The 13,342-nt window shown below is 58.0% G+C and carries 10 protein-coding genes; 3 read left to right on the forward strand and 7 right to left on the reverse strand.

Going from position 1 to position 13,342, the window contains the following annotated elements:
• Window positions 1-403: 403 nt before the first annotated feature.
• The 3 genes from HMPREF0178_RS12270 (at window position 404) to HMPREF0178_RS12280 (ending at window position 3,451) form a co-directional block, all read left to right on the forward strand.
• Window positions 404-979: a bifunctional adenosylcobinamide kinase/adenosylcobinamide-phosphate guanylyltransferase gene (locus HMPREF0178_RS12270; RefSeq protein WP_009368356.1), complete on the forward strand. Its 576-nt coding sequence runs from the start codon at window positions 404-406 to the stop codon at window positions 977-979.
• A gap of 556 nt (window positions 980-1,535) precedes the next feature.
• Window positions 1,536-1,922, forward strand: a complete 387-nt coding sequence (locus HMPREF0178_RS12275) for a hypothetical protein (RefSeq protein ID WP_009368357.1) — start codon at window positions 1,536-1,538, stop codon at window positions 1,920-1,922.
• A gap of 200 nt (window positions 1,923-2,122) precedes the next feature.
• Complete coding sequence (locus HMPREF0178_RS12280) at window positions 2,123-3,451, forward strand: dicarboxylate/amino acid:cation symporter (RefSeq protein ID WP_009368358.1); 1,329 nt, start codon at window positions 2,123-2,125, stop codon at window positions 3,449-3,451.
• Between the two features lie 274 nt (window positions 3,452-3,725).
• Here HMPREF0178_RS12280 and HMPREF0178_RS22585 read toward each other — a convergent pair whose 3' ends face one another.
• From HMPREF0178_RS22585 to HMPREF0178_RS12315, 7 genes are all read right to left on the reverse strand, one after another.
• Entirely contained in the window at window positions 3,726-3,965 is a 240-nt protein-coding gene (locus HMPREF0178_RS22585) for a hypothetical protein (protein WP_232281268.1), read from the reverse strand.
• Between the two features lie 750 nt (window positions 3,966-4,715).
• Entirely contained in the window at window positions 4,716-6,110 is a 1,395-nt protein-coding gene (locus tag HMPREF0178_RS12290; RefSeq protein WP_009368361.1) for a TolC family outer membrane protein, read from the reverse strand.
• 162 nt (window positions 6,111-6,272) lie between these two features.
• Entirely contained in the window at window positions 6,273-7,199 is a 927-nt protein-coding gene (locus HMPREF0178_RS12295; protein WP_009368362.1) for a GGDEF domain-containing protein, read from the reverse strand.
• Window positions 7,174-8,445, reverse strand: a complete 1,272-nt coding sequence (locus tag HMPREF0178_RS12300; RefSeq protein WP_009368363.1) for a glycosyltransferase — start codon at window positions 8,443-8,445, stop codon at window positions 7,174-7,176. Before HMPREF0178_RS12300 ends, HMPREF0178_RS12295 begins: the two co-directional genes overlap by 26 nt.
• A 61-nt stretch (window positions 8,446-8,506) precedes the next feature.
• On the reverse strand, window positions 8,507-11,770 hold the full coding sequence (locus HMPREF0178_RS12305; RefSeq protein ID WP_009368364.1) for a VWA domain-containing protein: 3,264 nt from the start codon (window positions 11,768-11,770) through the stop codon (window positions 8,507-8,509).
• On the reverse strand, window positions 11,737-12,504 hold the full coding sequence (locus tag HMPREF0178_RS12310; protein WP_009368365.1) for a hypothetical protein: 768 nt from the start codon (window positions 12,502-12,504) through the stop codon (window positions 11,737-11,739). Before HMPREF0178_RS12310 ends, HMPREF0178_RS12305 begins: the two co-directional genes overlap by 34 nt.
• A 69-nt stretch (window positions 12,505-12,573) precedes the next feature.
• Window positions 12,574-13,137 carry a hypothetical protein gene (locus tag HMPREF0178_RS12315; RefSeq protein ID WP_009368366.1) on the reverse strand — a complete coding sequence of 188 codons (564 nt, stop codon included), beginning with the start codon at window positions 13,135-13,137 and terminating at the stop codon, window positions 12,574-12,576.
• Window positions 13,138-13,342 lie beyond the last annotated feature (205 nt).

Consider the following 13,342-nt stretch of genomic DNA (forward strand, 5'->3'; position numbering starts at 1 on the left):
TTGGGGAGGGGAGGAAGGGACTTTCTGGAGAAGGTCCCTTCCTCCCCTCCCCAAACCCCACCCCTCCATCTTCAAAGACTTTTGACCTTATCGAATCCCTTTTCACAGGTTTTCCCAAGCATGGGAAGACAGCCGCATTTTCAATGGGAATGGCGCCATAATGGCTTAAAAAAACGGTTGAAGCATTAAAAGCGTGGCTGTGCTGCGGGAAATGAAGAAAGCCGTCTGTTCTATACATCCTATGGCAGAGCCAACAACATCAGAAAAATGAATGTTTCGCATGGGGAAAGTGTTTGCGCTTGACTCATGGCAAGCCACCGATGCAACATTTTCCCGCATAAAAAAATGACGCAGCCGGGAACCTTTTTCCGAAGGGGCTCCCGATCCGCAAAGGCCAATATTTATGGATAAGCCTGATTTAACCCTCTATCTCGGCGGCACGCGGAGCGGCAAAAGCGCACGCGCGGAGGCCCGGGTTTTTCAACGGGCCAACGGGCCGGTGCTGTATGTCGCTACAGCTGAAGCACGGCCGGACGATCCTTCGATGACGGAACGCATCCGGCGGCACCGTGCCCGCCGCCCGGAAAACTGGCGGACGCTCGAATCTCCGCTCCAGCTTGGAAAGCACATTGGCACCGCCCTTGCGGAATTCCGTAACACGGCAGGGACTCCCACCGTTTTACTGGACTGCATCACCTTGTGGGTATCGAATATCCTGTTCAGCCTGCCTGATCCCGAAAATCTCAGCGCTTTCGAGAGTGCTGTACGCCGCGAGACGGAAGCGCTGCTCGACGTAATCCGCTCTTCCGGTTGCCGATGGGTGGTTGTTTCCGGCGAAACCGGGCTCGGCGGCATCGAACCTACCCGGCTCGGGCGGAACTACTGTGACGGCCTCGGCCTCGCCAACCAGCTTATCGCCGCGCAAGCCCGTGAAGCCTTCCTCATCGTTGCCGGGCGGCTGCTCAAGCTGGAGGAATAAGGGGAGCCAATAAGAGGGCACCGCGCCCTTCTTTCCCCAAAAAGGAAGAGCAATTTGCCTTTGACCGCTCCCGCCTTCAAACAAAAAACGCTCTGCTCCTCTCTTCCGTTAGAAAGAACAACAATAAGTTGATAACATTAAAAGCCTTTGAGGAAGGAGAGAACTTTCTAGACAAGTTCTCTCCTTCCTCAAGTTCTTCTTCCCTTTTCCTTTCCGCTTCTCTTTGTTGACCAAACAACCAGGCACACCCCTCAAAAGCTGTTCCTTTGCGTACATGGCAAAATCCGGGATTTTGAGAGTATCCCTTTGTAACATTCTTTTAATACACACTCTTTTTTTGAAAAAAAGGAAATATTGTAACGCCATTCCAATGTCCCGAAAAATTCTTTCCCGGCAAGCGTTTTCTTTTCAAATGGTATTCAGGCAAGTTACAAAAATGCCTTGCAGCAAGTGCTCTTTTTCACTCCATCTTTTTCCCGTTTTTCCTTGACCCAAAACGGGAGCGCCGATATAGGATCAAAGAAACCCTATTCATGTTTAGTCGCGCGGAAAGACCATGAAAAGACGCCTTTTCCAGCCTCTGCACCTGTTCATCCTGTTTGCCACGTTGCTGGCGGCAGGCTGCTGGTGCCCGCGCGCCGATGCCCACGAGCCGGAGAAAGGCGCATTCCGCCACGCTCCGACGCAATACGAAACGGTCATTCAAGACGTCTATCAGCCCTTGCTGATCCAGACGCAGGTGCGCGTCCCGCACGTCCGCGGGCACGAACTTTCCCCAAAGGACAACGACGCCCCGGCGCACGACGCCGGACAAAGCACCGCTCCCTCTATGCTCCCGCCGCTCCTGTCCGCAGGGCTTCCGGCGGTGGTCCCCCTCCCTCTCCGCCCCTCTTGGCGGGGCCTTGTCGTATTCCCTCTGCCTCCTCCCGCGATGATCGACTGACGGCCTTTCCGCACATGACGCCATCCGGCAATCGTGCAAAGGACACTCCCACCCTTGGCCCTGTCGCGCCCGCGCCGCGAAACGGACAGAATCCTCTGTCCTCCCCGTGAGCGGACACCCGGAAACATGCGCCCGCCGAACGTGCTCCCCAAAAACAGGGGAGAGCTCCTTGTTCGTCCCGGCGCCCGCAGGAGGAAATCATGGAAGCTCCCAAAAAGCCGTTGTATAAATCTCTTTATTTTCAGGTTATTTGTGCCATTCTCCTTGGTATTGCCCTTGGGCATTTCTATCCCCAGACCGCTCAGGCCATGAAGCCGCTCGGTGACGGGTTCATCAAACTTATCAAGATGATCATCGCGCCGATCATTTTCTGCACCGTGGTCCTCGGCGTCGCAGGCATGGAAGATATGAAGAAGCTCGGCCGTATCGGCGGCAAAGCGCTCATCTATTTTGAAGCGGTGACGACCCTGGCCCTTATCATCGGGCTTGTGGTGGTCAACACCCTCCAGCCGGGTGGGGGAATGCACGTCGATCCCGCGTCCCTCGACACCGCCGCCATCGCCAAGTACACCGCTTCGGCCCAACACAACGGCTTCATCGACTTCCTGATGAACATCATCCCCGGCACCATCGTAGGCGCGTTCGCCAATGGCGACATCCTCCAGGTGCTGCTCATTTCCCTGCTCTGCGGCGCGGCCTTTTCCGCCCTCGGCAAGCGCGTCGCCGGTATCGTCGGGCTCATCCGTCAGGCTTCCTCGGCCCTGTTCGGCATCATCAACATCATCATGAAGCTCGCCCCGCTCGGCGCGTTCGGCGCTATGGCCTTCACCGTGGGCAAGTACGGCCTCGGCACGCTCGGCTCCCTCGGCTATCTCATGGGCAGCTTCTACCTGACCTGCCTGTTGTTCGTCTTTGTCGTCCTGAACATCATCGCCCGCCTCACCGGGTTCTCGCTGGTCAAGCTGCTGCGCTACATCGCCCATGAATTGTGGCTCGTGCTCGGCACGTCCTCGTCCGAATCCGCCCTCCCGACCCTCATGGCGAAGCTCGAACACATGGGCGCGCGCAAGGACATCGTGGGCATCGTGGTCCCGTCCGGCTACTCGTTCAACCTTGACGGCACTTCCATTTATCTGACGATGGCGGCTATCTTCATCGCGCAGGCCCTCGGCATCGAACTGAGCCTCAAGGAAGAACTTACCCTGCTCGCCGTGCTGCTGCTGACCTCCAAGGGCGCGGCCGGGGTCACGGGTTCCGGATTCGTCACCCTCGCCGCTACGCTGGCGACCATCCCCACCATCCCGGTGGCCGGTATCGCCCTCATCCTCGGCGTGGACCGCTTCATGTCCGAAGCCCGCGCGCTGACCAACCTCGTCGGCAACTCCGTGGCGACCATCGTTGTCGCCAAGTGGGAAGGTGCACTTGATATGCGACGCCTCCATGCCGAGCTTGATCAGCCCACCGTCGTTGAAGAGGAACCTTTCCTGCCCGACGACGGTTTGCTCCAGCCTGTACCTGCGGACAAATAGTTTGGGGGAACGCGGAGTGCCGGGGGAAGGGAAACCCTTCTGGAGAAGGGTTGTCCCTCCCCCCGGACCCCCCACCTTTCCCAAGACTTTTGACTGGTGGGGAGGCGGCTCAGAAGAAGTTCGTTCCGGCGGGAGTTGGAAAAGGCATTTCCCCCGCCGTCGATATGGATGGGATTCACCCGTTTTCCCGGTATGTTGAAAAAAGGCCCTTGGCGGTTTGTCGCTAAGGGCCTTTTGGGTTATCCGTTTGGTAATTTGTATTGCCGTGGTCGGGCTATGCTTCCACAAGCTCCACGGTGCTGTAAGCGTCTTGGATCTTGAACACCAATCTGCCGATACGCCGCAATTCCCGGGCCAGCGTATGCATCACCACGCCTTCCACCTTGGCCTCGGGGTTCATCAGTTCCAGAAGATCCGCGAAGGTTTCAAGCGAAGAGAACGCTCTGAACAGCAATTCCCGCATTTCCTCGGCGTCTTCCGCTTCCAACAGTTCTTTTTCACAGCGCACAGCCAAAGGAGGAAATCGATAATGGCGGATTTCCTCTTGGATTCGCTCTACCTTCGCAGGCGCGGGGTGTTCTTCTTAGGACGGCGTGCCGGAACGGAGCAGGGCCTGAGCCGCGCTCTGAAGCAGGGCGGCGAGAGATGCCGCATCGGGAGGGGGAGCGGAAACAGGAAAAGGCGTTTCTGACATGATGCACTCCAAGGATTTTTTTGATTGGAGCCTTCAAAATAGAAAACTCCGGGTGCTCAAAACCGTCCTTGGAACGGCGGGCATATTCCCGGCAAGCCGGTCTTGTATTAGCCCACACCCGGAGAATAAGGCAAAGGTTACGCCAAAACGGAGGCGTAAAAAAAGCCACTCTAACGGGACGGCGGGCCGCCAAGGAATAAAGGTGTTTTGAAGCACCTTTCTAAAAATACACATAGAGAACCGAGGAAGTCAAGAAACGCTTCGGGAGTGGAGTGCCTTCCCACGCCGGACTGCAATCATTTTATGGATTCAAAAGAAATGGTTCCTTCGTAGGAATACCACAACTGAGGCGGATTCAAGGCACATCCCACTCAACAGGCTTCCGATAAAAGACGAAAAAAGATACTCCCCCTCCCTTCCATTACACCATACAAGCGTTTCCTTTGGCGGCCTTGCCGCCAAAGGAAACGCGCCGCCGGGTCAAGGGGGCGCTGCCCCCTTGCGGGGTCCCGAGGGGCAGCGCCCCTCGGCGGGGTCCGGGGCAGAGCCCCGGAAAAAGGGCAGACAGGGTTACTTGGAAGGTTCACTTTCGCGCTGGGAAACGTAAAGGGACTTGTCGTCTATGTTCAGCACCGGAAGGAACTGCCCGGCCAGCGCGTACAGCCGATAGGCCCCGACGATCTCGTTCCCGCGCGCCGTGGCTTCCTGCGTGGCGGAATTGAAGAGCTCGCTCTCGGCGTCCAACACGTCAAGCAGGCTGCGCTGCCCAAGGTTGAACTGCGCCAGATAAGCATCCCGCGTCTGCGTGTTGTAAACGACCGCTTCCTGATAATACTTCCGCTGTTCAATGGCGGCCATGTAACGGGTCCACGTGTCCGCGATTTCGAGATTCAAATCATCAAAGAAGTTATAGGCGGTCTGACGCGCCTGACGGATGCGCGACTCGGCGGCTTCCGTCTCGGCCTTATCCGCACCGCTGTTGAACAGGTTCCAACGCATGGTCGCCATGACGTCGAAACTCGACGTCCAGTTGCTCCCCCTGCCGCCGCGATCCGAATAGTTCGGCCCAACCTCAAGATTGATCTTCGGATGGTAGGCCGATTGTGCAAGTTCCTTCTCGCCGCGTGCCGCCCGGATGTCCGCAAGATACGCCTTCAGCTTGGGGTTCCCTTCCTCAGCCGCCTTCATCACCGCGTCGGGGTCGGCAAACATCCCTTCAGGGACATATACTTCCGCAAGCGACGGGGGCACGGGCTTCCCGGTCAGCCGGATATAGGAGGCTTCGGCTTCGCGCAACGAAGCCTCGGCGTCCGTCAGGGTGGACATGGCGCGGGAAAGGCGGCCTTCCGTCTGGGTCAGGTCGGCCGTCGTGGATGCCCCGAGGTTCAGGCGCTCGCGCTGCGAAGCGAGGATTTCCTTATGCCGTGCCACATTTTCCTGTGCGAGGCGCAGGATTTCACGCCGACGCAGGTAGTCCACATGGGCGATGAGGCCATCCAGACCGAACGAGGTAGCGTTGTCGAACACGCGGTATTCCATCGATTCAACGGTGGCTTCTCCAGTACGGACACGGCTGCGGGTGGCGAAGCCGTCCCACAGGGGCTGGGTCAGGGTAATGCCCACGCCGCTCGCCGCGTACATGCCCTTATCCGAACCGTAGGAACGCGTGGTATTGTCGCTCAGGCGGCTGGCACCGTAGCGCCCGGTCGCGTCCACGCTCGGCCCCCATCCGGCCTTTGCCCGGCGCAGTTCATAGCGGGTCACATCCAGATTTTCCTGAATGACCTTGAGTCCCCGGTGATGGGCGATGGTCTCGGCCACGGTTTCCCGGACGGTGACCGCACCTTCCCGCACGGGCGCGGAAGTCACGGCGGCGTTGGAGGTCGGAGCGGCCGGGGCATTCGTCATTCCGCCGAGACACAGCACCGCCGTCATAAGGATCATCGCAAAGGCTCTACCGTACATATTTTGCTCCTCCGGAGGGCAACCCACCCTCCTGCGTGGCTCTCTCCCACGCGTTCACTCGGGACATCCCCCAAGCGTTTTCCTAAAAAACCGTACCGCGCACAGGCGGATCGGCGTTTCCCTCGACAAGCGCCCTCTCCTTTCGAAAGACGGGAGGACTTGCTACGCCACCCCCTCATCCTCTTCCGGCAGGTTGGCGGCGACCCTGTTCCTGCCCGCTTTCTTGGCTTTGTAGAGAAACGCGTCGGACACCTGCACAGCCCGCCGTATTTCCGCATGGCATTTCCGCGTTCCGGCGTAATCGGCAGCGACGATTTCCGTCACCCCGAGGCTGATCGTCACCCGGATCTCCTCCCCTCTGGCGGAGATCGGTTTTCCCGCGATGCTCTTGCGCAGCCGTTCCGCAACCAGTGCCGCGCGGATCACATCCGTATCGTACAGCATGACGAGGAACTCTTCCCCGCCATACCGGCAGCAAATATCCTCAACCCTGAGGCAGTCCAGAAAGCGCTGCGCCACCACGCGCAACACCTCGTCCCCCGCCTCATGGCCGTGCCGGTCGTTGACCTTCTTGAAATGATCGATGTCAGCCATGATGAAGGAAATGCTCTGCCGTTTGCGGCTTGCGCGGGCAAAGTTCTTTTCCGCCAGCGCGAGGAAGCCGCGCCGGTTCGGCAGGCCCGTCAGCATGTCGGTCAGGGACAGGTTCCTGTACTTGTCGATAAGCCTTCTGTTTTCTTGCAGCGTATTGCCGATAAGCTCGAAGTACGTCCCGAGGGCCCCCAGGCGGGGAAGTTCCGGTGTGTCGCCCTCCGCGAGTTCCTTGATGCCCCGCTCGACCGCCTTGAGCCTATCCATGATGTCCTTCAAATACGTAGCCATACAGCCGCAGTTTTCGAAATGGACGCCCAGTTCCCCGTGCGCGATGGATTGCGCGGCCCGGCGCAGCTCGTAAATCTGGAGGCAGAGCTCGCGGATCTCCTTATCCTGCACAGGTATTTCGTCGACGATGCGGACCGTACATCCGCTGTCGTTCACGATCCGCGAAATGATCTCAAGAAGCTTAGGCAGAGGTAGATTCGAATGCATCGTTTCCCTCCGCGAGTTGTGTTTGTTGGGCGCGCCAATGGTTGTAACGGTCCATCAGGAAAGCAATATGCCTTGGCAACAGGGTATTTTTATTGTGTTTCCCAAAAACGGTCTTCCGGGCGTTCCGGCGTATGGAGAGCAGCTCGGATCGCCTTTCGAGCAACAGGGTTATGAGCATGACCCAATTCATCCTGCGCCCGGAGGGGTACAGAAAACCGTTCTGGCCGTCGCTGAGGACTTCGCGGACGGCTCCGGTATCGGGCGCGAGCACGACGCACCCGCAGCTCATGGCCTCCAAGAGTTCGGAAGGCAGCATAAAGGAAATATCTTTGCAGAGATGCAGCGATGAGACGCGCAACAGGTCCCGGTAGGCGCCCGGAGGGAGAAAATCCAGCAGGTGGATCCGGCCCCTCATGCCGGAGGGGAACGCCCCTATGCTTTCCCGGAGGCTATCGAGGCGGACCTCCTTGCCCGTGCTGATAAGAACCACATGGCAGTCCGGCCGCGCCGAGAGCAGGGACGGCAGCTCGCACCAGAAACCACCCTCCCGCAACCGGGCGGCGTCCCGCACGGAAAGGGTCACGATCTCTTGTCGTTCCGTCAGTTCACAGTCCCCGAAACTGAATCGGCTGGCGGGGTCCGGAGCGAAAAACTCCGTGTCCACACACTTCCGCAGTACGGAAATGAGCCCGCGCATCCCTTCGGGGTATTGCTCCCGTTGCCATTCCGTCGTCGTAAAATGGCAGTTACAATCAAAAAAGTTTTTCGCTTGCAACGTGTTGCGGATATTGCGGGGGGCCAGGGGGATGTCGGGCATAGTGCTGAGAGGATAGCGGGTCTCGGCCTCATCCCGAAAATACCAGTCGGCATACCCGACAAGGAAAGCTTCCGGGAACAGGTTCCGCACAAACAGACCGTTGCCCATAGAACCCGACAGGATCACCATGTCGGGCTCAAACCCTTCCGCAAGTACGCCCATGAGCGACGAAGCCGTGGCCCGGCCGCGCAAATAGGCCATGGTCCAATCCCGTTCCCCGGCGTCAAGGGCGGGGGTTGATATCGATACAGCAGCCTTCTTCCTGTCCTTGGGCTTCTTCAGAAGAACCCTCTTGACGCCAGGGAGCGAGAAATCCCGCCTCCCGTACTCCGACGCGAACAGCACCTCGTTGCCCGGCAGTGCGGCCAACGAGGCGGCCATCGTCCCCAGAGGTCCGGGAAAAGTATAATTCAAAAAGAGGATACGCATAGGCCCTTCGGGCATCCTCCCGGATTGCGCGGTATAGTCGATCCGGGAGGATGCGTGTATGTTACTGCGCGTTTTCCAGAATGAACTTATGGAGCATCGCCTGATCGTCCGTGACGGTTTCCGGCGTGAGGCCATGCACTTGGATGGTAAGGCCCGCATCCGCATTCACGAAGGCGTCGCCCTGCTGTGTCCATGCATCGCTCAACGTCAGCGTTTCCTTGTCCCCGTCAAGGCCGAGCTCTATGCCGTACTGCTTCAGCCCGGCCGTATCCGTAAGCGATAAGGCATGGTCCCCGGAAATCAGAACTTCCACATTTTGGACGATCGGGCCATTATTCGGATCGGTGTTCCGCAGCAGATCGTCGAGGGTCAGGTCCTTGTTGTCGGTAATCAGGAAGTCGATGCCGTCGCCGCCGTCCACAAGGAAGTCGGAGGAGTCGTACTTGATGATGTCGTTCCCGGAGCCGCCGAACAATATATCCCGTCCCTCTCCACCGTCGAGGTAATCATCTCCGCTGCCGCCAAAAAGGATGTCGTCTCCAGAGCCGCCGTACAAGTGGTCATTGCCGCCCAGACCGAAGAGGACATCGTTCCCTTCGCCACCGAACAGCCAATCGTCACCGTCGGACGAGTTTTCCAGATGCTTTTCCGACCAGTCCGCAAGCTCATGCAGCTTGGCGCTATCGTGGCCCAGATTCAGGATGGCATCGCTCAGGGATGCCGGAGTGACCCCGTGTGAGCCCCCCGTAAGAGTGCCGAGTTCCTGCGCGAGCCGGTGCAGGGTATCGTCTGCGCCTGAAGTATTGCTGCCGTCGCCGATGAGCAGATCGTTGCCGCCCTGCCCATACATGACGTCATTGCCTTCCCCGCCGATCAGGGCATCGGGCATGTCCGGCTTGCCCTCGTTGGCGTTCGGAACCAGCGCGCTGCCTATTTCCTCAGGATGCTCGCGGACGTAGTCGATAACGTCGGCCGTGCTCGGATTGAAGCCGAGCTGCGCCTTCACATACTCCGCGAGGGAGACGATGGCCCCATCCACGCTGAACTGCGCGGTGTCTCCGAAGACCACGTCATCGCCCTTGTTGGCGAAGATGGTGTCCGAAACGGGCTTCGTCACCGTGGACGAGGCGATGGCGTCATACAGTTCACCAGCATTCCGGATCTGATCCGCCCCATCCGTGTTGTCGAACTTGTTGAGCACGTCGAGGTCGTTCGCGCCATTCCCAAGGATGCCTATGGCGTGGACGTCGACCGGGTGGGCGCTGTCTCCGACGATGCGATCATAGACGGCTTCCGCCCTCTCGACGGGCTTTCCATAGGGGCGATTCGGTTCACCGTCGGAGATAAAGTACAGCCTGTTGGCGAAGCCGTTTTCTTCCTGAGAGTTGAACCAACTCTCGGCCTTCAGCAACGCATCTTCATAGTTCGTGTTCCCGCTCGCCTTATCATTATTAGTCACATGAGCACTAAGGAACGCCTGTAATTCCTTATAGGTCGTCGACTTGTCCAACGTAAATGTATTGTTATCGCCCCATCCAACACTTGAACTGAACTTGACGACTTGAATGTTGATAATCGCATCGGTATTTTGGATGTCATCCCAAAGCTTTTCGATGTAATTGGCTACTGCCTCCTTGGCAGTAGAGTAGGAACTCCCCATCGACCCCGACTTATCCAACACAAATGAGATGTTGTAACTCATAGCGACGTTTTCCGTCGTCGTCGCGCCTTGCAGGAGGTCGTCGCCGATGGAGCCCGCGCCGGTCGTAGCGGTCACGTTGACGGTGATGTCTGCGCTGTCGGTCGCGCCGTGCCGGTCTTCCACCCCGTAGCCGAACTGGATAGATTCACTGTTCTTTCCGGTATTCGTAACCGAAATCGTGCCCTTCTGCCAATCGATCGAGATCTTCGTCGTCTCGTTGTACGAGATGTCCGTGGAAGCATCATGGGAAGTATATGTCTTGCCGCCTATGGTGATCTCCGTGATATGCAGGCCGTCCTTGGACACGGACGCGTCATCCCTGTCCATGTCGTTGTGCAACAGATCCTCAAACGTGATCGTGATCGATGTACTCGGCACCTCTCCCGAGGGGACTGTGCTGCTGATGACCACGTTGTCGGGCGTGAAGACATCGGCGGTATGCTCCACTTCAATGGATGCGGACCCCGTGAGATCCCCGCCCACGGCCAAACCGCCGCTCACCGTGAAATCCTCTCCGGCGTGCACATCGCCCGTGACATACAAGAAGCTGTTCGCGCCGAACCCTTCACTGTTGATGGAGAGGTTGCCGTTGACGATGGTGACGCAATTCAGGGGCGTATTCCCCAGCAGCGAACTGTTTAAATCTCCTTCGATGTACAGCAGCAGGTTGTGTTCCGAGGCGTACTTGACCGCGGCCTGAACCTGATCAGCACTCGTCCCGGAGGAAATCTTCAACGTGTAGATGTGTGCGGCGTCCTTTAAGGTATCCAGTGTCAGGTTGTTGCCGCCCAGATCCGAGAAGAACTTGCCGAAAAGGTCACCCGCAACCCCATCTTCCAAAACAGAGAACGCGTCATCCTGCTTGTCCGTCATCCATCCGGTATGGATACGGTCGCCTACAGTACCGCCCACCGTAATGATGCTGTCCCCGAGCACCGCGCTCGCCGATGCGGAGATGATGCTTTCTCCGGCCACGGCCTTGTCGATGTCATAGATATTGTCCGCCGCTTCTGGAGCGGTATTGGTGACGGCGATATGGACCGTATCGGTTGCTGTATCCAGATCTCCGTCCGTGGCCACCACCTTGAGATCGCCGCCAAATCCTTCCTTGACCTTGGTCGAATCATATTCCAGCGTATAGGAATACCGGAATTCATTGCTGTCGGTCCCAGTCTGGACGACGGTTATGGTGTAGAGGCCGTCCGGGTCCGTATACTGCCAGTTGCCTTCAACGTTCTTTTCGAGCGCATGCCCGTCGAACGTGAACGCCGCGTCCCCCGGCCCGTCCGCACCGAAATGCACCATGAATGTATCCGTAATGCTGCCACTCGCAGAGTCCGCAGCGTGTTCGCCTCGATCGCCCTGAACAGTCAGCACGGGCGCGTCGTCAAGCGCGTCCACCGTGATTTGGCCGGTCGCCGTGCCGCCCGTGGTCGTGATGGTCACGTCGAACGCGTCCGCGTGCACGGCCTCCCCGCGTCCCGCGTCGCCCTCGCCGGGGCGGTTGGACGCGTTGCCCGTGGCGTCCACGGGCGTGGTCAGGGTATAGGTGTAGTGCACGGTCCCGTCCGCATCCATGCCCGTCACCGTCAGCGTGCCGTGCGCGCCGTCGGGCACGGACACCGCGGCGTCGCCGTCACTTCCACCCCGTTGTGGTACAGCTTGCCGTTTTCCACCTTCAATTCGATGCCGCCGATGGTCACCGTGGCGTCCGCGCCGTGCAGCTGCATGTGGAACGAACCGTCCGTCGCGGCTCCGAAGGGCTGCGTGGCCGACGTCTCGTGCTGCGACCCCATGCCGGGGATGTTGCCTTCGTCCGTGGTCACCACGCTCGAGCCGCCCGAGGGGGCGTCGTTGAACAGCGGGCGTTCGGGCACTATCACTTCTTCAACGACAGTCTCCTCTTCCTCCACGCCTCTGTTGCCGTAAGCTTCTAATTCACGATCAGGTTCAGCAGCGCGGTTCAAGCCGAGATCAAGGCCGCCAAGGCGTTCGACCCCATCCATGAGGGAAGCGTCCGTGTACTCGTGGAAGCGGCCGCCGTCGGCGTTCGAAGCCGCTACCGCCGGACCTGCCGCGGGCATCAGATCGGGTTCGTTAAGGGCTGCAAAAAACTCGGAGCCGGAAACGGACGTTCCATCCACGATGAAGTCCGGGATGCTGTCCTTGGAGAATGTCGTGTAAAAATCAGTAAGGGTAATCCGGCTTCCGTCTTCAAAGGAAAGAAGCAGATCATTGCCTTCCTTGGAAAGGACCACGCTGTCCGCAGGAAAATCGAACGCGATGTGATCAAATTTTTCGCTAGGGATAACCTGATTGGCTCCATTCGCAGGATGTCTGAGAGTAAGGTCTGCCATCATATGCTCCGAATACTGTTAAGTGGATGAAAAAATATCGTTTGGCGAACACCGCGGAACGTTCGCCTCTCATGCCGGACTGAGTATCGACTTCTTGTCCATCACCATGATGGCGCCTTCCGTGTGCCTCATTTCGACAGCGCCTTTGGGCAGACCGTTCAAAGAGTACGAAAGGAACCATCCATTATCTTTCGTGAAACCAAAAAGTTTATTACTATCGACCCAAAGGCCGAGGCAGGCTTTCAGGTCACCGGGGGCGGCTATCGGCAGAGACGTGTCAATGAACACATCAATCCCCGAAACGGAGGCAACGCCTTCCCGTCCATGTCTCAACAGTACGTCCAACACCCCTTTTCCGATGAGAAACGTGAACCGCCCGTTGCCGTCTATGAAATAATCCGTGGGATCGTACCGAATGATTTCTAAAGGGATAGGGCCTTCGTCCAAAGGTGCCTCTTCCGCAAATGCACAAAAAAGGGGCGCATCATATTCTTCCTCCGGCCATATGCAGGACTCAAGAGAGTGTTCTCCCCGCACAACGGCTCCGCACATGGTTTGTAAATTCTCTTGAACGGTGCCTTCATGAAAGGGACATGCTTCCCGCCTCAATGCCGCATCGTCTTTCCGCAACATGGAAACTCCCAAGAGAAGATGGACTAGAAAAATCTGTCCGCCGTGCTTCCAAGATTTCCTGAAAAAACAAAACGCCCCGTGCCGAAACAATGTTTCGGCACGGGGCGTTCTTATCCTGATCGACAGAAGACAATGGGCCCAGAAAAATCAGGCAGAGAGAGAGAGAGAGAGAGAGAGAGAGAGAGAGCAATAAAAAAACCTGCCG

This window comes from Bilophila sp. 4_1_30, from assembly GCF_000224655.1.
Lineage (GTDB): Bacteria > Desulfobacterota > Desulfovibrionia > Desulfovibrionales > Desulfovibrionaceae > Bilophila > Bilophila wadsworthia.